The following is a 19244-nucleotide window of genomic DNA, read 5'->3' on the forward strand; positions in this document are numbered from 1 at the left end:
CATGAAAACCGTTGTCATATCCACCCTGCTGGTGACACTCGGCGTCACCGCGGGATGCGCGGGCGGCGCAAGCAGCGCGAGCAACGCCGGCACCAGCACCGCGACAACCAGCTGCGGCCTTCCGCTCACCGTCGCCGCCCCGCCGCAGCGCGCGCTCGCCATGGAGCAGAACGCCACCGAGATCCTGCTGACGCTCGGGCTCGCGGACCGGATGGCGGGCACCAGCTACCAGACCGACCCGGTCCTGCCCGCGCTCAAGACCGGCTACGACGCGGTCCCGGTGCTCGCGAAGCTCTACCCGAACCGCGAGTCCGTGCTGGCGGCGAAGCCGGACTTCGTCTATTCGACGTTCACGTCCGCCTACGCCCCGGACGCGGCGGGACCGCGCGCGGACCTGCGGCAGCTGGGCGTCCCGGCCTACCTGTCGCGGTTCGCCTGCGAGGACCCGGCGACCGGCGAGTCCGCGGTGACCTTCGACGGGATCCTCGCGGAGGTCACCGAGATCGCCGGGATCTTCGGCGTGGCGGACCGGGGCGCGCAGGTGGTCGCGGACCAGCAGCAGCGGCTGGCGGCCACGGAGAACACGGGAAAGAAGGACACCGACCTGCTCTGGTACTACTCCGGCACCTCCACGCCCTATGTCGCGGGTCAGAACGGCGTGCCGGCCGCGATCGGCGCGCACCTCGGCGTGGGCAACGCCTACGGCGACGCGGCGCAGACCTGGCCGGCCGGCAGCTGGGAGGAGATCGCGCAGCGCAACCCGGACGTGATCGTGCTGGCCGACCTCACGCGCGGCGGCGACGGCGACAGCGCACAGTCCAAGATGGACTTCCTGCGGGCGAACCCGGTCACCCGGGAGCTGGACGCGGTGCGCGACAACCGGTTCATCACGGTCGCCGGGTCGTCGATGGACCCGTCGATCCGGTCGGTCACCGCCGCCGAGCAGGTCGCGGCCGGGCTCAAGGAGCTGCAGAAATGAGGGAGCTGCTGGAGGCCTGGGACCGTCAGCAGGAGGCGTACATCGCCTACCGCGAGCAGCGCTTCGAGGTGATGCTGGAGGTGCTGCGCGAGAACCCGCCGGAAACGGTGCTGGACCTGGCCTGCGGGCCGGGCGCGATCTCCGACCGGGTGCTGGCCGCGTTCCCGGACGCGCGCGTGGTCGCGGTCGACTACGACCCGATCCTGCTGCGGGTGGCGGCGGGGGCACTGCCGGCCGGGAGAGTGACCATCATCGACGCGGACCTGACCGCGCCGGACTGGACGGACGGCATCCCGCCGGTCGACGCCGTGCTCAGCTCCACGGCGCTGCACTGGTTCTCCCCCACCGAGCTGTCCGCCGTCTACACCGCGGCCGCGGGCCTGCTGAAGCCGGGCGGTGTGCTGCTCAACGCCGACCACCTGCGCTTCGGTGCCGCCAATCCGTCGCTGCGGGAGATCTCCGCGCGGCACGACGCGCAGACCCAGGCGGCGGCGTTCGCCGCGGGGGCCTTGAACTACCAGCAGTGGTACGAGCATGCCGCCCCCACGGCCGAGGAGCGCGAGACGCGCGCGACGAGGTTCGCCGACCGGCCGCCGCAGCCGGATGCGCCGCTCGCGTTCCACCTGGCCGCGCTGGAGGCCGCGGGCTTCACCGAGACGGGCACGGTGTGGCAGTACCTCGACGACTACGTGGTGTTCGCCCGCCGATGAGACGCGCGATCGTCCTCATCGGACTGCCGGTCGTGCTGCTGCTCAGCACGGCCGGCGCGGTCGCGGTCGGCGCCGCGGACCTGTCCGTGACGCAGGTGCTGCGCGCGCTCGCCTGGCACGCCGGCCTGCCGGTCACGCCGCTGGACCCGCTGGCCGACAGCATCGTCTGGCACCTGCGGCTGCCGCGTGTGCTGCTGGCCGGACTGGTCGGCGCCGGGCTGGCGGTCTGCGGCGCGGTCCTGCAGGCGCTGACCCGCAACGCGCTCGCGGACCCGTACCTGCTCGGCATCTCCGCGGGCGCGTCCACCGGCGCGGTCGCGGTGCTGGTCCTCGGCTTCGCCGGCGGCGCGGCGGCGCTGTCCGCGGGCGCGTTCCTGGGCAGCGCCGCCGCGTTCGCCGTGGCGCTGGCGCTGGCCGGTCGCCGCTGGACCGAGCCGGCCCGGATCCTGCTGGCCGGCGTGGCCGCGGGTCAGCTGTTCTCGGCCGTGACCAGCCTGATCGTGGTGTCGGACGCGACCGCGCAGAACACGCGCAGCATCACGTTCTGGCTGCTGGGCTCGTTGACGGCGGCGAGCTGGGCGTCCGCGGCCACGTGCGCGGCGGTCGGTGCGATCGCGCTGCTCTGCTGCTGGGCGGCCGCGCCGGCGCTGGACGCGTTCACGTTCGGCACGGACGTGGCGCAGTCGCTGGGCTTCTCGCCGGCCCGGGTGCGGGCACTGCTGTTCACGGTCACGGCCGTGCTGGCCGCCGCGCTGGTGGCCGCGTCCGGCGCGATCGGGTTCGTCGGCCTGACCGTGCCGCACGCGGCCCGCGCGCTGGCCGGTGCGCGGCACCGCGTGCTGCTGCCGGTGTGCGCGCTGACCGGCGCGATCTTCCTGATCTGGGCCGACACCGCGGCCCGGACCGTCTTCGCGCCGCAGGAGGTGCCGGTCGGCGTGGTCACCGCGCTGATCGGGGTGCCGGCCTTCGCGGTGCTGCTGCGTCGCAGGGGAACCGCAGGATGACCATCAAAGCCCACAGAATCATCGCGAGGGTACGGGGAAAGGTGCTGCTCGACGACGTCACGCTGGACGCGCCCGGGGGTGAGCTGACCGGGCTGCTCGGCCCGAACGGCTCCGGCAAGTCCACGCTGCTGCGGGTGCTGGCCGGACTGCGCCGCCCGGAGCACGGCAGCGTGCTGCTGCACGGCGTGGACCGGGCCACGCTGCCGCGCCGCGCGCTGGCCCGGCAGATCGCGATCGTCACCCAGCACGTACCCGCCGATGTGGACATGTCTGTTCTTGATGTGTTGCTGCTGGCGCGCATCCCGCATCGGTCCGCGTTCGCGCCCGCCACCGTGGCGGATCGGCGGTTGGCGGAGGAAGCGCTGGTGGAAGCCGGGCTGCCGGGGATCGGGGCGCGGCGGTGGGCAGGGCTGTCCGGCGGGGAGCGGCAGCGGGCGGACATCGCGCGGGCGCTGCTGCAGGAGCCGGACGTGCTGCTGCTCGACGAGCCGACCAACCACCTGGACCTCCGGCACCGGCTGGACCTGTTCCGGCGGTTGCGCGGCGGCGGGCTGACCGTGGTGGCGGCGCTGCACGACCTGGACCTGGCGGCCGCGTTCTGCGACCGGATCGCGCTGCTGCACGAGGGCCGGCTGGTCGCGTGCGGCACGCCGGCCGAGGTGCTGACGCCGGCGCTGATCCGGCGCGTCTACCGCGTCGACGCGGACGTGACGATCGGCGCGGACGGGCGTCCGGTGGTGCGCACGGTCTGAGGCGTTACCGAGTTCCACCGGGCCCCGCGCGACCGCCGGGCACTCCGTGTCCCGAAATTTCATGAAATAGCGGCTGAGCGATCGACTGCGGCCTCCGTGCCGCCGAAAGGCGAGTAGTGACACCACGTCACGTTCCGGGGTGACGTGGCGGCCCTGCCGGTCAACGGCCGCAGCAGGTGGGATCGAGGAATGAGAAGACTCATGACCATCGCGCTGACGCTCGCGCTCGGAGCCTGCGCGCCGCAGCCCGCGGAATCCGACAGCCTGGAGCGGTTCACCGGGCAGACGCTGACGTTCGGGTCCTGCGACGGGTACGCGACCACGGCGGCCGACGAGAAGCTGTTCGCGGGGCAGGAGTGCGCGCGGATGCTGGTGCCGCTCGACTACGACGCGCCGGACGGCCCGACCGGCGAGATCGCGATGCTGCGGGTGCCCGCGCGCGGCGCGTCGCTGGGCCCGCTGCTGCTGAACTCCGGCGGGCCCGGCGGCACCGGCATGAACTTCGCGGTGCAGACGGCCGCGAACCTGGCGGGCAGCCCGATCACGGAACGGTTCGACCTGGTCGGGTTCGACCCGCGCGGCGTGGGCGCGTCCCGGCCCGCGCTGGACTGCTTCACCGACGCGCAGACGGACACGGCCGCGGAGTTCATCACCACGGCGGGCCGGTACACGGAGGCGAACACCCGGGCGATCGCGGAGGGGTGCGCCACACTGTCCGGCGGCGCGCAGGTGCTGGGCGCGGTCGGCTCGCGGGACACCGCGCGGGACATGGACGTGCTGCGGGCCGTGCTCGGGCAGGAGAAGCTCAGCTTCCTCGGGCAGAGCTACGGCACGCGGATCGGCGCGCTCTACGCGGAGCAGTTCCCGGCGCACGTGCGGGCGCTGGTGCTGGACGGCGCGGTCGACCCGCAGCTCGGATTCGCGGAGCGGCGGCTCGGCACGTTCGCCGCGTTCCAGACCGCGTTCGACGCGCTCGCGGCCGACTGCGCGACGAAGCCGGACTGCCCGCTGGGAGCGGATCCGACCCGGGTCTTCCAGGAAACGGTGCGGCCGCTGGTGGACCGGCCGCTGACCGGCGCGGACGGGCGGAAGGCCGGGTTCAACGACGTGGTGGGCCTCGTGATCGCGCTGCTCTACGACTCCGCGGCCTGGCCGGCGACGGTCTCGATCATCAGCGGGCTGCGCGACGGCGATCCGGCGCCGTACTTCGGGGTGGTGGACCTGCTGGGAAGCGGCGCCGAGGGCAACTTCATCGACGCGACGATCGGGATCAACTGCATCGACAACGAGCGGCTGACGCCGGCGCAGGCGGTGGCGCTGCGCGAGCGGATCTGGGCGGCGGCGCCGTTCATGGACCCGGGCACGGGCGCGGAAGGCGCGCGGGACTCGTGCGAGGCGTGGCCGGTCGCCCCGGACCCGGCTTTCCCGTACCCGGCGAAGGTCGAGGGTGTGGCCCCGACGCTGACCGTGTCGATCACCGGGGACACGACCACACCGCACTCGGGCGGCATCAGCCTGGCGAAGACGCTGGGCGGCGGGCTGCTGACGGTGGACGGGTACGGGCACACGATCGTGGCCACGGGGAAGAACGCGTGCGTGGATGCGGCGGTGGCGGCGTACCTGATCGACCTGCGGTTGCCGGCCGCGGACGCACGCTGCACCCGTTAGCACGCAGGGCGTCGCACATCAGGGGAGTGCCGCATCGGGGCGCGTGACGGCGGCATGCAGGCGGTGGGCGCGGGTGCCGTCGGCCAGGATCAGGCGCAGCAGCGTGGCCGTGTCGCCCGGGTGCTCCGAGACGATCTTCCGCATCGGCGCGGGATCGTCGCCCAGCTCGGTGCGCGCGGCCGCGTCCCGCAGCGCCGCATAGGTGACACCGCTGCCGGCCAGCGCGATCGCGCCGTTGTAGGCCTCGCCCGCGTCCCCCCACAGGTGCGGATAGTGGCGGGCCACCTCGTACATCGCGGTCACGGCCAGCAGCGCGTCGTCCGTGCCGGGCTTGCGGCGGCCACGCTCCCGGGCCTGCTCCCGCGCCTCCAGTCCGAGCCAGGTCAGCGGGTGCGGGGCCAGGTTCGTCCGGGCCGGGGCCAGGATCGCCAGCAGCGGGTTGTGCCAGAACCGGACGCGCGGGTAACGGGTGCGCCCGATCAGCATGTCGCGGATGCGGTGCAGCTCGCGCGGCACCGGGTCGGCGATCCGCAGCGGCCGGTCGTGGTCCAGGCTGTCGCGCAGCGCCTCGACCGGCGCCCTCCCCCGGCGCAGCATCTCCATGGCGCGGCTCTCCGGGTCGTCCAGCAGCGCGCGCAGCACGTCGCGCGGGCCGGTCGCGTGCCGGAGCGCGTCCGCGGCCGCGACCGTGAACGCGACCGGCGCGCCCTTCTCCGCGATGATCGCCTCGACCGGGCCGCCGCGGTCGTCGCCGGACCATTCCGTGCGGCACCGGTGGTGCAGGGCGGAGACGACGGTGCGGGTGAGTTCCGCGGTCTCCAGGATCTCTCTCGCGGCACCGGCCGTGGCGAGCCCGAGCAGCAGCTCACCGGTGTCGATAGGGTCGTCGCCCTCGCCCCGGAACATCGCGACGGCGAACACGCCGAGCAGGTTCCGGTCCTCCAGGAGAATGTTTTCCATACCGTTCATTGGAGCAATTCCGCGGGTACGGAATCGTCAGCCGAAAGTCAGCAACTCAATGAGCGATTCTCCACCTGGCGAGCGGGTCGGCGCCCCGGGACAGGTCAACGGGAGGGGCACCAGGGACCACGTCGAAAGAGGCTCAATCCAGCAGCCCGGTGCGTTGCGCGAGCATCGCGGCCTGCACGCGGTTCTCGCAGCCGATCTTGGTGAAGACGCGGTAGAGGTGCGTCTTGATCGTGCCCTCGGTGACGAACAGCTGCGCGCTGATCTCCGCGTTCGACAGGCCCTGGGCCAGCAGCACCAGCACCTCGCGCTCACGGGCGCTCAGTGAATCCACCTTCGCCCGGTCCTCGGCCGGGACCGCGGACGGCGCGGGCAGCCGGTCGAGCACCTGCCGGGTCACCTTCGGCGACAGGAACGCCTCACCGGCCGCGGCCGCCCGGATCGCGTGCGGCAGCTCGTCCGCGGCGGACTCCTTGAGCAGGAAGCCGGCCGCGCCCGCGTTGAGCGCCTGCGCCACGTACTCGTCCTCGCCGAACGTGGTCAGCATGACCACGTGCGCGGCCGGCAGCACGCGGCGGATCTCGCGCAGTGCGGCCAGCCCGTCCAGCACCGGCATGCGGATGTCGAGCAGCACCACGTCCGGCCGGTGCAGCAGCGTCAGGTCGATCGCCTGCCGCCCGTCGCCGGCCTGCGCGACCAGCGCCAGATCCTCGTGCGGGCGCAGGATCGTCTCGATCGCGCCGCGGACCAGCCGGTCGTCGTCGGCCAGTACGGTTCGGATGGTCATCGCGTCACCACGAACTCCTGTTTGTCGACCAGCATGCCGTCCCGGAAGCAGAACCGGTAGAGCAGCTCCGTGTCCTGCCCGACCTGTTCCAGCACGGACGCCCGGTAGTCGACACAGGTCGCTCCCGGCACGTCCCGCCCGCCGACCGTACCGGTCTCCGCCGCCTCCGGGTCCGGCAACCGGTCGCGGACCTGTTGCTCGGGCGTGCCGACCGTGACCGCGTCGTAGGTGGCGCGGTCCACCGTGACGACGGCGCCGACCAGCCAGAGCCCGGCGCAGCAGAGCGTCAGGACGCCGACGATGCCGAGCGCGGTCGCGGCCATGGTCACCCGGGATCGGCGCTGGTCGCGTTCGACCAGCTCCGCGAAGTCCGGGACCGGCGCGGCCACCGGCTCGGCCGTGTAGGGCAGCGTGGCGGCCAGCCGGAAGCCGCCGTCCGGTGTCGGGCCGTGGTAGAGCATGCCGCCGGCCACCCGGACCCGTTCCGCGAGCCCGAGCAGGCCCTGGCCGGAGCTGTGCCGGATCACGCGCTGCCCGGCCGTGTTGGTCACGCCGGTGATCAGCGCGTCCGGTTCGTACCGCAGCGACAGCATGATCTCACCGCCGTGCGCGTGGCGCAGCGCGTTCGTCACGCCCTCCTGGGCCACCCGGTAGGCCGCGTGCTCGATCAGCGGCGACAGCGGCCGGGGCGTGCCCTCGCGGCGCAGGATCACCCGGGCGCCGGAGGCCCGCGCGTTCTCCGCCAGGTCGTCCAGCCGGTCCAGCGACGGCGCGTCGCCCTGCGTGTCGTCCTGGCCGAGCAGGCCGAGGATCTGCCGCAGCTCGGTCATGGCCGCGGACGACGTCTCGCGCAGCAGCTCACCGTGCTCGTCCGTGCGCATGCCGGCGTAGAGCGAGATCAGCGTGAGCTTGTGGCCGAGCGAATCATGAAGATCACGGGCGATGCGGGTACGCTCGCGCGCCCTCGCCTGCCGGGCCACCTCGCCCTGCTGGGAATGCAGCTGCTCGTTGCGCCGGTGCATGGCCGCGAGCAGCACCCGCCGTCGCCGTACCGCGCGGGCCACCCCGGCCGGGATCACCGCGAGCAGCGCGAACAGTGCGGACGCCAGGACCAGCGTGGTCGGGTCCAGCCCGCCCTCCCAGAGCGCGACCGCACCCGCGAAGCAGGCCCAGCCCGCACCGAGCCCGGCCGCGACCTGCCAGAGCCGCGCCGACCGGTACGCCAGCGACGCGCTCAGCGCCACCAGCGTGACCGTGCTCGCCCCGCCGGTGGCCAGCCCGAGCAGCCCGAGCGCGACGTAGACCGGCAGCGGGAACCGGCCGCGCAGCAGCACCAGCACCGGCGTGCCGAGCCCGACCAGCCAGGGCGCGAGCGGGTGCAGGCCGGCCATGACCGCCGGGAGGAGCGCCCCGGCGGTCACCAGCAGCGTCAGCGCGGCCTCGTAGCCGACGCGGACGCCGCCGGCGGCTCTCAGCCGAGCAAGGACGGTCGACGCCATTCCTCTCCCCGCAGGTGCCGGCCGAGGAAGGCGAGCACCGTCTCGTACCAGATGGCGCTGTGTCTGGGTGTCAGGATCCAATGGTTCTCATCCGGGAAGTAGAGGAAGCGGTGCTCGGCCGTGGACCGCGACATCAGGTCCCACCAGAGGCGCAGGCCCTCGCCGATCGGTACGCGGTAGTCCCTGTCGCCGTGGATGACCAGCATCGGCGTGGTGATCGCGTCCGCGGACAGGTGCGGCGAGTGCTTTGCCGCCATCTCCGCGGTCATCTCGCGCGTCCAGTAGTCGGACGTGTCCGTGGTCGGCGCGAACTGGTCCAGCGACCACAGCGACGCGTGCGTGACGATCGCGTCGAACCTGTCCGTGTGACCGGCGATCCAGTTGGCCATGTAGCCGCCGAACGAGCCGCCCATCGCGGCCGTGCGGGACGCGTCGATGCCGGGGTGGGCCTCGGCCGCGTCGGCGAGCGTCATCAGGTCGGTGAACGGCGCGTCGCCCCACGCGCCCCAGCCGCGGCGGATGAAGCCGGCGCCGTAGCCGGTGGAGAGCGCAGGGTCGGGCAGCAGCACGGCGTACCCGGCCGCGGTCAGGATCCACGGGTTCCACCGCCACGACCAGGCATTCGACGAGGCCTGCGGGCCGCCGTGGATGAACAGCACCAGCGGCGCCGGGCCGTCCTGCGCGGGCAGCGCCAGCCAGGCGCGCAACGCGGTGCCGTCCGCCGCGGTCGCGGTGACCTCCTCCAGGCGTCCGGGCACCGGACGCTCCGGCGCCGGGCCGGGCAGCGCGGTGAACACGCCGGTCGCGGCGTCGATCCGGACCGGCGCGGGCGGGGCGGCCACGGTGGCGCGCAGCGCGTAGATCCAGGCGCCGTCCGGGGAGATCTCCACGTCCGTGTAGGTGCCGTCGTCCGGCGTCAGGCGGGTGACCTCGCCGGTCGTGGCGTCGACGCGCCACAGCGGGCCGCGGCCCAGGTCGTCCGCGGCGACGATCAGCGTGGCGCCGTCCGGCGTCCAGCGGGCCGAGTGCGGGCGGCGGTCCCACGCCTCCGTCAGATCGTCGACCGGGCCGCCGGCCAGCGGCACCACGCCCAGCCAGTGGTCGCCGGGGTCGTCCGCGGTGCTGCGCCGGGTCACGCCGATCGCGACGCGCGTGCCGTCCGGAGATATGCGCGGTGCGCCGTACTCGTGGCCGGGGTCCGAGGCCAGCGTGCGCCGCTCGCCGGACTCCACGTCGATCGCGACCACGGTCGACCGGTGCCCGCCGCGCTCGGTGGCGACGGTCCAGGACGCCACCACGGTACGGCCGTCACGCGTGACGTCCCAGCTGGTGTCGTCGTCCAGCGCCAGGCCGACGTGCCCGGTCAGATCGCGCAGGTCGCCGTCGTCCTCCAGCGCCAGCAGCCGGGTGCGGGCCGGCCCGAGGTCGTGATCCCAGAACCGGACCGGGTACTCCTCGTGCAGGATCGCGGTCACGCCGGCGTCCTTACGGCGCTTGCGGCGCTCGCGGTCCGGCTCCACGCCCTCGGACCCGGGCAGCAGCGACGAGCCGAGCACGATGCCGCCGTCGTCCGCGACCACCACGCCGCGCACGCCGCCGGTCGGGCGCGCGATCACCCGCGCGTCACCGCCGCCGGCCGGCTGCGACCAGAGCGCGGCCTGCGGGTCCTCGCCCTCGGCGTCGTCAGGCTCCGGGCGCGACGACACGAACAGCAGGTCACCGGCGGGGGTGAAGCCGGCCGCGGACTCGCCGGCCCGGCTGCGGGTCAGCCGCCGGGCCGCGCGCTCGCCGGCCGCGTCGACCTCCCAGAGCGCGGTGACGTACCGGTTCTTCTTCGGGTCCGGGGTGGCGACGCCGACCACGATCCGGGTGCCGTCCGGGGAGAGACGGAGCCCGGAGACGCGGGGCAGTGCCGCGTAGGCGTCGAGGTCGGCATACGGGCTGTCGGTATCCACGATCATGGAGACTTACTACCACGGCCGATGCGCTCGACGGCGTCACGCGCCTCGAGCAGACCGGTCCCGGTCCCCTCCCGGTAGATCCGGATCGCCCGCATGCGGTCGCCGCGGGCGAGCGCGGCCTCCACCGCGGCCAGATCCAGCGCCCGTGCGCGCCGCCGGAGCACCACGGACGCGAGCAGGAGCACCACACCGGTGACACCGATTCCCAGCGCTATCAGGTAGGTCATGCCGATAAGTCTGGCGGGGGCGGGCCGGCGCGCGCGTCGGTGGAAAGTCAGCAAACCGCCTCTGTCGAAAGTCGGAGCGGACCCTCTGACTTACGGCGGGTTCTGCGTGGGTGTCATTCTCCCGTTATGACCCGAGGGATACGCTCGGGCAGCCGGACGGGCCGTGAATCGCACTGGACCCTGGCGTTACGACGACGCAGACTGTGATTGCCGGTCCACCAGGCCGGACACACGGACGGGGAAGACATTGACGCACCTCACCGCAACGGCCGCGCCGCGCGTCCGGTTCGCCGAGCGTCCGGAGGCGCCGATGCGGTTCACCACCGTCCCCAACCTGGTCACGCTGGTCCGCACGGTCGGCGCGGTCGTGCTCGCGGTGATCGCGATCGTGGCGCAGAGCTGGCCGCTGCTGATCGCGGCGTACGCGACGTACTGGATCGGCGACACCGCGGACGGCATCGTGGCCCGCTGGCTGAAGCAGGAGACGCGGGCCGGCGCGGTGTTCGACATCATCAGCGACCGGGCCTGCACGTCACTCTGCCTGGCCGCGCTGCTGATGCTCAAGCCCGACATGGCCGTGCCGCTGGCGATCTTCCTCGTCCAGTTCATGGTGCTGGACACGATGCTGAGCCTGGCGTTCCTGCTCTGGCCGATCGTCTCGCCGAACTACTTCGCCCAGGTCGACCGCCGCATCTACCTGTGGAACTGGTCGCCCCCGGCCAAGGTGCTCAACACGTCCGCCGTGGTGCTGCTGGTCCTGGTCTCGCCGACCTGGATCTGGCCCGCGCTGCTGGCCGCGGCCGTGACCGTCATGAAGATCGCCTCGATGGTGCGGGTCGCCGGGCTGGTCTCCCGCATCCGATGATCGCCGCGGTCCTCACGGCGCTGCTGGTCGGCGCGGTCTCCGCGATCATCCCGGTGACACCGGTGGAGCCGTACCTGATCGGCGTGGTCGCGGCCACGGACGTGCCGGCGATCCCGCTGGGCATCGCGGCCGGCCTCGGCCAGACCATCGGCAAGCTGCTGCTCTTCGGCACGGTCCGCGGCGCGGTCCGCTCGGAGTACCTGCGCCGCATCATCACCCGCAAGGTCCCGGTCACCCCGCAGGCCGTCGACGCACCCGCGGCCGGCACACCGCAGGCCGACGGGGCACCGGCTCACGCGACAGCGGCCGACGCCACGCCGGTCCACGCGACGCTGACCGACGCGACACTGACCGGCACGACGCCGGCCGACGCCACGCCGGCGGCGCCGCGCAAGCGCGGCCAGGCGCTCCTCGACCGCACCCGCGTGGTCATGCAGACGCTCGACCAGCCGCGCCAGGCCGTCCCGATCCTGTTCGCCAGCGCGTTCCTCGGCTTCCCGCCGCTGCTCCTGGTCACGGTCTACGCCGGTCGCGGCCCGATGTCCGTGCGCCTCTTCGCCGCGGTCTGCCTGATCGGCCGCTGCGCCCGCTTCGTCGTGATCGCGCTGGCCCCGGCCGCGGTGATGAACCTGCCGTTCTTCAGCCACTGACCGGCGGGCCCGAGCGACGAGCGGAGCGGGCGAGAGCACGCCTGGGGGGTTCGGTGACCACGGCGGAACCGGAAGGGAGGCCGCCTGCGGCCGACCGGTGCCCGCGGGAGCAACGCTGCCGGACCACGCCGGGAGTGGGAAGATCAAGAATTTGATCTTCCGATAATCCGCAGAAAGCGGCCTTCCGGGCTGCTGCGAGACTCCGGGAATGACGGAGACGGATATCGCGCCGCTCGCGGCCGGCGAGGCGGTGGAGAGCGCATTCCTCCGCGCGATGGCGCAGGGCGCGGCGGATGATGCGGAGCTGCGGACGCTGACCGTGGGCATCGCCGCCGCGATGGCGATGCGGTCGGAGAGCCCGATGGTCAACCGCGCGATCGGCTTCAGCGAGCCGGTCGACGCCGACCTGCTGGCGCCGTTCGTGGGCATGTTCCGGGAGGCGGGGACCGCGCGCGCCGGGTTCAAGCTGCCGCGGCCGGTGCTGCCGGCGGACTGGGCCGAGGTGTGCGCGCGGCTGGGCCTGCTGCCGGCGCCGCAGACGCTCAAACTGACCCGATCGGCGGCCCGGCCGGCGGAGCCCGTCACCACGGACCTGCGGATCGCGCCGGTCGAGGCGGACGCGCACGAGCGGGCGCTGAAGGTGCTGCTGACCGGGTTCGGTGACCTGCGGCCGCCGGCCGAGGTGATCGACATGATCAGCACGCTGAACCGGCACCCGCGGAGCCGTCAGTTCGCGGCCTGGGACGGTGACGAGATCGTCGCGGTCGGGCTGGTCTTCGCGGACCGCGACGCCGCTGTGCTCAAGGGCGGCGTCACGCTGCCGTCGCACCGCGGCCGGGGCGCGCAGTCCGCGCTGATCGCGGCGCGGATCGAGGCGGCGCGGGAGGCCGGCTGCCGCTGGGTGGTCTCGGAGACCTCCCAGCCGGCCGCCGGCGAGCACCACACGTCGCTGTCCAACCTGGAGCGTGCCGGGTTCGTCCGGGTCTACGACTATGTCAACGTGCTGCTGACGTGATGCCGGCCGAGCGGCAGCATCAGCGGCTTGCCGGACGTCGGGTCCTCGATGACGCGGCTGTCCAGGCCGAAGACCGCGCGCACGCAGTCCTCGGTGAGCACGTCGCCGGGCGGGCCGGCCGCGTGCACGGTGCCGTCCGCGAGCGCGATCAGGTGGTCCGCGTACCGGGCCGCGAGGTTCAGGTCGTGCAGCACCATGACGATCGTGGTGCCGCGGGACGCGTTCAGGTCGGTGAGCAGGTCCAGCACCTCGACCTGGTGGCTGACGTCCAGGAACGTGGTGGGCTCGTCCAGCAGCAGCACGTCGGTCTGCTGGGCGAGCGCCATCGCGATCCACACGCGCTGCCGCTGACCGCCGGAGAGCTCGTCGACCGCCCGGTCCGCCAGGTCGCCGGTGTGCGTGGCGTCCAGCGCGGTCGCCACCGCGAGATCGTCCTGCGCGGACCAGCGGGACAGCATGCGCTGGTGCGGGTTGCGGCCGCGGCCGACCAGGTCCGCGACCGTGATGCCCTCGGGCGCGATCGGTGACTGCGGGAGCAGGCCGAGCGTGCGGGCGAGTTCCTTGGCCGGCATCCTGTGCACCTGACGGCCGTCCAGCAGCACGTGGCCGGTGCGCGGCGCCAGCAGGCGGGACATCGAGCGCAGCAGCGTGGACTTGCCGCACGCGTTCGCGCCCACGATCGCGGTGATCTTCCCGGGCGGGATCGGCAGGTCCAGCTCGGAGATGACGACCCGGTCCTTGTAGCCGAGCGTCAGGTTCTCGACCTGGAGCGAGTGTTCTGCGGTCACAGCGAGCCTCCCGCTCGGTTGGTGCGGATGAGCAGGTAGATGAGGTAGGGCGCGCCGAGCACGCCGGTGACCACGCCGACCGGGTAGCGGATGCTGAACGCGTACTGCCCGGCGAAGTCCGCCACGAGCACGAGCAGAGCACCCACCAGCGCCGAGGGTACGAGCAGCGACGCCCCCGGCCCGATGATGCGCGCCGCGATCGGCCCGGCCAGGAACGCCACGAACGCGATCGGCCCGCACGCCGCCGTGGCGAACGCGATCAGGCCCACGGCCGCGACGATCAGCAGCAGCCGGGTGAGCTCCAGGCGTACCCCCAGGGCAGCGGCCATGTCGTCGCCCAGCTGGAGCATGAACAGGTTGCGCCCCTGGCTGAGCAGCAGCGGCCCGAGCAGCAGCAACGCGATCGCGACCGGGACGGTCTCGCCCCAGGTGGTGCCGTTCAGGCTGCCGGTCAGCCAGCGCAGCACCTCCTGCAGGTCCCACTGGGACGCGGTGGAGAGCACGTACGACGTGGCGCTCTCCAGCATCGCGGCCATGCCGATGCCGATCAGCACCAGCCGGGTCCCCGCCACCCCGTCCCGGAACGACAGCAGGTAGATGATCAGCGCGACGCCGAGCCCGGCCGCGATCGCGAACGCGGACGTGGCGCTCTCGCTCAGGCCCAGCGTCACGATCGCGAACGCCGCGGCCGCGGACGCGCCGGAGCTGATGCCGATGATGTCCGGGCTGGCCAGCGGGTTACGCAGCATGGTCTGGAACGTGACGCCGCCCAGGCCGAAGCAGACGCCGGCCAGCAGCGCCAGCGTCGCGCGCGGCAGCCGCAGCGTGCCGACCGTGAACGTGGCGCCGGGCACCCGCTCGCCGAGGATCACGCGCACGATGTCGTCCGGCGGGTAGAACGTCTTGCCGAACATGAGGTTGATCGCGTAGAGCGCCGCGACCAGCACGCCCAGGACCGTGAGCACGGTACGGCGGCGCAGCGCGCGGCGTCCCCGGCCGCGCGCGACGGCCTCGAGGGTCATGGTGCTCACAGCTCGCGTACCTTCTGCCGGCGGACGATGTAGATGAAGAACGGGGCGCCGATCAGCGCCGTGATGATGCCGACGTCGATCTCGGACGGCCGGTCCACCACGCGGCCGACCACGTCGGACACGGTCAGCAGCGACGCGCCGAGCAGCGCGGAGAACGGCATCAGCCAGCGGTGGTCGAGCCCGACCAGCAGCCGGCACACGTGCGGCACGACCAGGCCGACGAACATGATCGGGCCGGTGACCGCGGTGGCCGCACCGCAGAGCAGCACCGCGCCGAGCGCGGACAGGCCCCGGACCAGCGCGACCCGTTCGCCCAGCCCGGCGGCCAGCTCGTCGCCGAGCGCCAGCGAGTTCAGCGAGCGCGCGGACAGCATGCTGATCACGAACCCGGCCAGCAGGAACGGCCCGGCCTGCCGGATGTTGTCCCAGCTGCCGCCGCCGACGCCGCCGATCTGCCAGGATCGGAACAGCTCGGACACGTCCGCGCGCGGCAGGATGACGGCGCTGATCAGCGACGCGAGCGCGGCGGACGTGGCGGTGCCGGCCAGCGCGAGCTTGAGCGGCGTGGCGCCGCCGCGGCCGAGCGAGCCGATCAGGTAGACGAAGACCGCGGAGAACGCGGCGCCGAGGATCGCGACCCAGATGGTGTTGACCGCGGAGGTCAGCCCGAACACGGTCATGCCGACCACGACCGCGAGCGACGCGCCCATGTTGACGCCGAGGATGCCCGGGTCGGCCAGCGGGTTGCGGGTGACACCCTGCATGACCGTGCCGGACACGGCGAGCGCGGCGCCCACGATCACGGCCAGCACGGTACGCGGCACACGCTTGAACACGGCCGCCTGGTCGATGGTGTCGGTCAGGCCGCTGACACCGTCGACGATCGCGGACCAGCCGACGATCCGGGAGCCGAACGCGACCGACGCGAGCATCGCCAGGCCCAGCACGGCCAGCGCGGCGACGAACCAGAACAGCCGGACGCGGGCCGGACGCCGCAGCACAGCGACGTCCGGCTCCTTGACGGAAAGCGTCATGACACCTTGGCGGCGGCGTCGGCGAGCAGCTTCACGTAGTCGCTGAGCACGTACGACACGGCGAGCGGCGTCGGGTTCGCGGCCGCGCCGATCGTCGAGGTGCCGGGCAGCGCCACCACGGAGCCGCGCTTGACCGCGGGGATCTTCGACAGCAGCGGGTCGGCCTGCATCTTCGCCAGCATGTCGGCGTCGCCGTAGGTCACGATGATGTCGACGTCGCCCAGCTTGTCGACCTGCTCCGCGCTGACCGAGAGCGCGAACTGGTCCGTGGTGCCGGACAGCTCCGCGATGCTCGGCGGCGTGGTCAGGCCCAGGTCCGCGAAGTACGCGCCACGCGTGTCGTGCGTGGTGTAGAAGCTGAACTTGCTCAGGTCCGTCTGGTCGACGTGCGTCATGAACATCGCGCTCTTGCCGGCCAGCGCCGGGTACTTCGCGGTCTCGGCCTTCATCTTGCCGTCGATCTCGGTGATCAGCGCGTCGCCCTGCGCGGACAGACCGAGCGCCTTGCTCTCCAGCTTGATCCAGTCACGCCACGGGGTGGACCACGCCGTGGTCGGGTACGCCACGGTCGGCGCGATCTGGCTCAGCGTGTCGTAGTCCTGCTGGGTCAGGCCGGAGTAGGCCGCCAGGATCACGTCCGGCTGGGTGTTCGCCACGGCCTCGAAGTCGATGCCGTCGGTCTCGTCGAAGAGCACCGGGGCGGTGCCGCCGAGCTCCTTGATCTTGTCACCGGCCCAGGGCAGGTAGCCGTCGCCGTCCTCGTCCGCGAAGTTGGCCTTGGCCACGCCGACCGGGACGATGCCGAGCGCGAGCGGCACCTCGTGGTTCGCCCACGCGACGGTCGCGACGCGCACCGGCTTCGCCGGGATGGTGGTGGTGCCGAGCGCGTGCGTGATCGAGACCGGGAACGTGTCGCCCGCGGCCGCGGCGGACGGGCCGTTGCCGGCGGGCTCGTCGCTGTCGGACCCACAGGCGGTCAGGGCGACCGCGGCCACCGCGGCGACGACCCCGGCCAGGAACCGGTGAGAGCGCATAAGGGGAACTCCACTCTTATTCAGTAAGGGATGCCTTACCTAACACCACCTCCTGAAACAGCGCCAGTGAGCCCCCGGTCGCGTGTGACGCCGATTACCCTGCGTCTAGGGTGCCGACCATCCGGCGTCCTTGCAGGCCGCGGCGAACCCGTCGGCCGCCTCGGTCCACTCCTGGTCGGAATCGTTGGCCTTCCGGCCGAGCGCGGACGCGCTGTCCGCGATGCGTGAGTTGTCGGTGCGCCGGGTGGAGGCCAGCACGTTGTCCGCCAGGGACAGTCGCGGGCCCTTGCTGTCCGCGGCGTCGCGGCCGGCCGCGAAGTCCGTGCACGCCTGGCGTGCCGGATCGTCCAATGTGCCCGGCGACTGTCCCGCGGGGTCTCCGCCGGACGTCAGCCCCCACGCCACGGCCGCCACGGCGACCACCGCGATGATGATCGTCGTGCGGCTGGGCTTGAACTTCAGCTTCACCGTCTCAACGTAGCGGACGGCGCGGCGGCCGTGCGCTTTCACTCACGGTCAGTCGCGGTCTCCCCCTTGGCCTGGGAGAACGGCAGACGGTCGAAGATGGTCGTCACCTCGCGGATCAGCCCGTCCTCGATCACCAGCCGGTCCGATCCGCGGCTGACCGCGACCGGCTTCGTCTCGGTGACATAGTGGACGGCGGCCCCGGACTCATTCGCGTAGATCTCGGTGATCGTGCCCGCGGTCATCAGACCCAGGAAACGCTCCAGGAATTCACGGTACGCCGCGGCGCCCTCGATCCGTCCGGGCGGCGCGTCCAGCACCACGTCGTCCGCGACGTGACGCATCGCCGCATCCAGGTCACGCGCCATCCAGGCCCGGCTGTAGTCCTCGGCGATCTTCGCGTTCTCGGTCATGGTCATTTCCTCTCGTCGTGCTTGCGAAGCTCATCCTGGCCGCGAAAGATGACACCTGACGTCATGTTTTTCAAAAAGATCTTCTCGGGGGTACGGGGTGCGCGCGGACCGGCTGCTGTCACTGCTCCTGCTGCTGCAGACACACGGGCGGTTGTCCGCGCCGGACCTGGCCGGGCGGCTGGAGGTCTCGGTGCGGACCGTGCTCCGGGACGTGGAGGCGCTGTCCGCCAGCGGGGTGCCGGTCTACACGGAACGGGGGCGGCACGGCGGGATCGTGCTGATGCCCGGCTTCCGGACGGACGTGACCGGGATGACCGCGGACGAGGCACGAGCCCTGTTCGTGCTGCTCACCGGCACGACGCACGCCTCGCTCGGGCTTGAGGCCGCGGTCGGGTCCGCGCTGCGGAAGATCATGGCGGCGCTGCCGGCCGCACATCGGGACGCGGCGGACCTGGTGGCGCGACGCATCATCATCGACCCGGTGCGGTGGCGGAGCGGGCCGGCCTCGGCGGACCTGTCGACCCTGCAGGAGGCGGTGTTCACCGACCGGCGGCTGCGCCTCCGGTATCGGGCGGCGTCCTCGGGGCGGCGCCCGGAGAGGTGTTCTCCGCGCGGGCGGCCCTCGGGGCGGCGCTCTCCTCGGGGGCGGCACTCGGAGAGGTGCGCTCCGCGCGGGCAGCACACAGGGTGACGCCCTCCGCGCCGGCGGCACGCGGGGAGTCCTCCTCTCCACGGGCTGCACTCGGGGTGGCGTCCGACTCGCTTCCGCCGGGCCCGCTGCGACCGGGCGGCTCTGCCGGGCAAACGTCCGGGGTGGCGGGGGATCGTGTCGTCGACCCCTATGGGCTCGTCGAGAAGGCCGGCGTCTGGTACCTGGTCGCCGACCGTGACGGCGGGCCGCGGCTCTACCGAGCGGACCGCATCATCGAGGCGGAGGTGCTGGATCAGCCGGTGCGGCGCCGCGCGACCACGCTCGCCGACGAGTGGGAGTCACTTCGCGCCCGCGTCGACGACTTCCCGGCACGTGTGATGGTGCAGGTCCGGGTTGCCCCGGCGGCGCTGGGCCGCTTCCTGCTTCTGCACCGGGCCGAGCTGGACGGGCCGCCGCCCGCGCCGGCGACGGGCGAGCCGGTGCCGCTGTCGCTCCGTTTTCCCAGCGTGCCGGCGGCGCGCACGCTGCTCGCGTTCGGCACGGAGGTGGAAGTGCGCTCCCCCGCCGAGGTGCTGGCCGACCTCGCCGCGGTCTCGGCCGCGACGGCGGCGCATTATGCGGGGAAACGCACTTAGGGCCACCCCGATGGGGTGGCCCTAAGTAATAAGAAGTCCGGCGGTGTCCTACTCTCCCACACCCTCCCGAGTGCAGTACCATCGGCGCTGGTGGGCTTAGCTTCCGGGT

At 72.9% G+C, this 19244-nt stretch carries 21 protein-coding genes and 1 rRNA gene; 10 read left to right on the forward strand and 12 right to left on the reverse strand.

What is annotated here, in order from left to right; translation table 11 throughout:
- Position 1 precedes the first annotated feature (1 nt).
- The 5 genes from OP04_RS24465 (at position 2) to OP04_RS24485 (ending at position 5113) form a co-directional block, all read left to right on the forward strand.
- On the forward strand, positions 2-979 hold the full coding sequence (locus tag OP04_RS24465) for an ABC transporter substrate-binding protein (protein WP_033342122.1): 978 nt from the start codon (positions 2-4) through the stop codon (positions 977-979).
- Positions 976-1689 carry a class I SAM-dependent methyltransferase gene (locus OP04_RS24470; RefSeq protein WP_033342123.1) on the forward strand — a complete coding sequence of 238 codons (714 nt, stop codon included), beginning with the start codon at positions 976-978 and terminating at the stop codon, positions 1687-1689. The genes OP04_RS24465 and OP04_RS24470 overlap by 4 nt, the downstream gene beginning before the upstream one ends.
- The gene (locus tag OP04_RS24475; RefSeq protein ID WP_033342124.1) at positions 1686-2693 is read left to right on the forward strand and encodes a FecCD family ABC transporter permease; all 1008 of its coding nucleotides are present in this window, start codon (positions 1686-1688) and stop codon (positions 2691-2693) included. Before OP04_RS24470 ends, OP04_RS24475 begins: the two co-directional genes overlap by 4 nt.
- A complete protein-coding gene (locus OP04_RS24480) occupies positions 2690-3445 on the forward strand; it encodes an ABC transporter ATP-binding protein (RefSeq protein ID WP_033342125.1) in 756 nt (251 codons plus the stop codon). The genes OP04_RS24475 and OP04_RS24480 overlap by 4 nt, the downstream gene beginning before the upstream one ends.
- Positions 3446-3646: 201 nt before the next feature.
- Positions 3647-5113 carry an alpha/beta hydrolase gene (locus OP04_RS24485; protein ID WP_198153959.1) on the forward strand — a complete coding sequence of 489 codons (1467 nt, stop codon included), beginning with the start codon at positions 3647-3649 and terminating at the stop codon, positions 5111-5113.
- Positions 5114-5131: 18 nt separating this feature from the next.
- Here OP04_RS24485 and OP04_RS24490 read toward each other — a convergent pair whose 3' ends face one another.
- The 5 genes from OP04_RS24490 to OP04_RS24510 form a co-directional block, all read right to left on the reverse strand.
- A complete protein-coding gene (locus OP04_RS24490) occupies positions 5132-6073 on the reverse strand; it encodes a hypothetical protein (RefSeq protein ID WP_033342127.1) in 942 nt (313 codons plus the stop codon).
- 142 nt (positions 6074-6215) lie between these two features.
- Positions 6216-6866: a response regulator transcription factor gene (locus OP04_RS24495; RefSeq protein WP_033342128.1), complete on the reverse strand. Its 651-nt coding sequence runs from the start codon at positions 6864-6866 to the stop codon at positions 6216-6218.
- Positions 6863-8365, reverse strand: a complete 1503-nt coding sequence (locus tag OP04_RS24500; protein WP_051798863.1) for a sensor histidine kinase — start codon at positions 8363-8365, stop codon at positions 6863-6865. Before OP04_RS24500 ends, OP04_RS24495 begins: the two co-directional genes overlap by 4 nt.
- On the reverse strand, positions 8338-10326 hold the full coding sequence (locus tag OP04_RS24505) for a S9 family peptidase (protein ID WP_085066719.1): 1989 nt from the start codon (positions 10324-10326) through the stop codon (positions 8338-8340). The genes OP04_RS24500 and OP04_RS24505 overlap by 28 nt, the downstream gene beginning before the upstream one ends.
- Positions 10323-10553 (reverse strand): hypothetical protein, encoded by a 231-nt coding sequence (locus OP04_RS24510; RefSeq protein ID WP_033342129.1) that lies wholly within the window; start codon positions 10551-10553, stop codon positions 10323-10325. Before OP04_RS24510 ends, OP04_RS24505 begins: the two co-directional genes overlap by 4 nt.
- A gap of 310 nt (positions 10554-10863) precedes the next feature.
- Between OP04_RS24510 and OP04_RS24515 the strand changes: the two genes are divergently transcribed.
- The 3 genes from OP04_RS24515 (at position 10864) to OP04_RS24525 (ending at position 13083) form a co-directional block, all read left to right on the forward strand.
- The gene (locus tag OP04_RS24515) at positions 10864-11418 is read left to right on the forward strand and encodes a CDP-alcohol phosphatidyltransferase family protein (RefSeq protein ID WP_033342196.1); all 555 of its coding nucleotides are present in this window, start codon (positions 10864-10866) and stop codon (positions 11416-11418) included.
- On the forward strand, positions 11415-12068 hold the full coding sequence (locus tag OP04_RS24520) for a hypothetical protein (RefSeq protein ID WP_033342130.1): 654 nt from the start codon (positions 11415-11417) through the stop codon (positions 12066-12068). Before OP04_RS24515 ends, OP04_RS24520 begins: the two co-directional genes overlap by 4 nt.
- Positions 12069-12276: 208 nt before the next feature.
- Positions 12277-13083 (forward strand): GNAT family N-acetyltransferase, encoded by an 807-nt coding sequence (locus OP04_RS24525; protein ID WP_051798865.1) that lies wholly within the window; start codon positions 12277-12279, stop codon positions 13081-13083.
- Here OP04_RS24525 and OP04_RS24530 read toward each other — a convergent pair.
- From OP04_RS24530 to OP04_RS24555, 6 genes are all read right to left on the reverse strand, one after another.
- Positions 13059-13871: an ABC transporter ATP-binding protein gene (locus tag OP04_RS24530; protein ID WP_033342131.1), complete on the reverse strand. Its 813-nt coding sequence runs from the start codon at positions 13869-13871 to the stop codon at positions 13059-13061. The two genes, OP04_RS24525 and OP04_RS24530, sit on opposite strands and share 25 nt — an antisense overlap.
- The gene (locus tag OP04_RS24535; RefSeq protein ID WP_085066730.1) at positions 13868-14893 is read right to left on the reverse strand and encodes a FecCD family ABC transporter permease; all 1026 of its coding nucleotides are present in this window, start codon (positions 14891-14893) and stop codon (positions 13868-13870) included. Before OP04_RS24535 ends, OP04_RS24530 begins: the two co-directional genes overlap by 4 nt.
- 5 nt (positions 14894-14898) lie before the next feature.
- Entirely contained in the window at positions 14899-15936 is a 1038-nt protein-coding gene (locus tag OP04_RS24540; protein WP_033342133.1) for a FecCD family ABC transporter permease, read from the reverse strand.
- Positions 15933-16970, reverse strand: a complete 1038-nt coding sequence (locus OP04_RS24545; RefSeq protein ID WP_033342134.1) for an iron-siderophore ABC transporter substrate-binding protein — start codon at positions 16968-16970, stop codon at positions 15933-15935. The genes OP04_RS24540 and OP04_RS24545 overlap by 4 nt, the downstream gene beginning before the upstream one ends.
- A gap of 105 nt (positions 16971-17075) precedes the next feature.
- Complete coding sequence (locus tag OP04_RS24550; RefSeq protein WP_157240267.1) at positions 17076-17438, reverse strand: hypothetical protein; 363 nt, start codon at positions 17436-17438, stop codon at positions 17076-17078.
- Positions 17439-17476: 38 nt separating this feature from the next.
- On the reverse strand, positions 17477-17848 hold the full coding sequence (locus tag OP04_RS24555) for a nuclear transport factor 2 family protein (RefSeq protein ID WP_033342198.1): 372 nt from the start codon (positions 17846-17848) through the stop codon (positions 17477-17479).
- 97 nt (positions 17849-17945) lie between these two features.
- On the opposite strand from OP04_RS24555, the gene OP04_RS24560 reads away from it, so the two are divergent.
- Together OP04_RS24560 and OP04_RS54790 are read left to right on the forward strand one after the other, a co-directional pair.
- Complete coding sequence (locus OP04_RS24560) at positions 17946-18539, forward strand: helix-turn-helix transcriptional regulator (RefSeq protein WP_085066720.1); 594 nt, start codon at positions 17946-17948, stop codon at positions 18537-18539.
- A gap of 122 nt (positions 18540-18661) precedes the next feature.
- Positions 18662-19135 (forward strand): WYL domain-containing protein, encoded by a 474-nt coding sequence (locus tag OP04_RS54790; RefSeq protein WP_051798867.1) that lies wholly within the window; start codon positions 18662-18664, stop codon positions 19133-19135.
- Between the two features lie 35 nt (positions 19136-19170).
- Here OP04_RS54790 and rrf read toward each other — a convergent pair.
- A 5S ribosomal RNA gene (gene rrf / locus OP04_RS57000) occupies positions 19171-19244 on the reverse strand; the annotation flags it as partial.

The sequence above is a fragment of the Catenuloplanes japonicus genome, from assembly GCF_000717135.1.
In the GTDB taxonomy this organism is placed as follows: Bacteria; Actinomycetota; Actinomycetes; order Mycobacteriales; family Micromonosporaceae; genus Catenuloplanes; species Catenuloplanes japonicus.

Bases quoted from the DNA above. Each gene is read 5' to 3' on its own strand.
- OP04_RS24465 (WP_033342122.1), top strand. From the start codon at position 2: ATGAAAACCGTTGTCATATCCACCCTGCTGGTGACACTCGGCGTCACC.
- OP04_RS24470 (WP_033342123.1), top strand. From the start codon at position 976: ATGAGGGAGCTGCTGGAGGCCTGGGACCGTCAGCAGGAGGCGTACATC.
- OP04_RS24475 (WP_033342124.1), top strand. From the start codon at position 1,686: ATGAGACGCGCGATCGTCCTCATCGGACTGCCGGTCGTGCTGCTGCTC.
- OP04_RS24480 (WP_033342125.1), top strand. From the start codon at position 2,690: ATGACCATCAAAGCCCACAGAATCATCGCGAGGGTACGGGGAAAGGTG.
- OP04_RS24485 (WP_198153959.1), top strand. From the start codon at position 3,647: ATGACCATCGCGCTGACGCTCGCGCTCGGAGCCTGCGCGCCGCAGCCC.
- OP04_RS24490 (WP_033342127.1), bottom strand. From the start codon at position 6,073: ATGGAAAACATTCTCCTGGAGGACCGGAACCTGCTCGGCGTGTTCGCC.
- OP04_RS24495 (WP_033342128.1), bottom strand. From the start codon at position 6,866: ATGACCATCCGAACCGTACTGGCCGACGACGACCGGCTGGTCCGCGGC.
- OP04_RS24500 (WP_051798863.1), bottom strand. From the start codon at position 8,365: ATGGCGTCGACCGTCCTTGCTCGGCTGAGAGCCGCCGGCGGCGTCCGC.
- OP04_RS24505 (WP_085066719.1), bottom strand. From the start codon at position 10,326: ATGATCGTGGATACCGACAGCCCGTATGCCGACCTCGACGCCTACGCG.
- OP04_RS24510 (WP_033342129.1), bottom strand. From the start codon at position 10,553: ATGACCTACCTGATAGCGCTGGGAATCGGTGTCACCGGTGTGGTGCTC.
- OP04_RS24515 (WP_033342196.1), top strand. From the start codon at position 10,864: ATGCGGTTCACCACCGTCCCCAACCTGGTCACGCTGGTCCGCACGGTC.
- OP04_RS24520 (WP_033342130.1), top strand. From the start codon at position 11,415: ATGATCGCCGCGGTCCTCACGGCGCTGCTGGTCGGCGCGGTCTCCGCG.
- OP04_RS24525 (WP_051798865.1), top strand. From the start codon at position 12,277: ATGACGGAGACGGATATCGCGCCGCTCGCGGCCGGCGAGGCGGTGGAG.
- OP04_RS24535 (WP_085066730.1), bottom strand. From the start codon at position 14,893: ATGACCCTCGAGGCCGTCGCGCGCGGCCGGGGACGCCGCGCGCTGCGC.
- OP04_RS24540 (WP_033342133.1), bottom strand. From the start codon at position 15,936: ATGACGCTTTCCGTCAAGGAGCCGGACGTCGCTGTGCTGCGGCGTCCG.
- OP04_RS24545 (WP_033342134.1), bottom strand. From the start codon at position 16,970: ATGCGCTCTCACCGGTTCCTGGCCGGGGTCGTCGCCGCGGTGGCCGCG.
- OP04_RS24555 (WP_033342198.1), bottom strand. From the start codon at position 17,848: ATGACCGAGAACGCGAAGATCGCCGAGGACTACAGCCGGGCCTGGATG.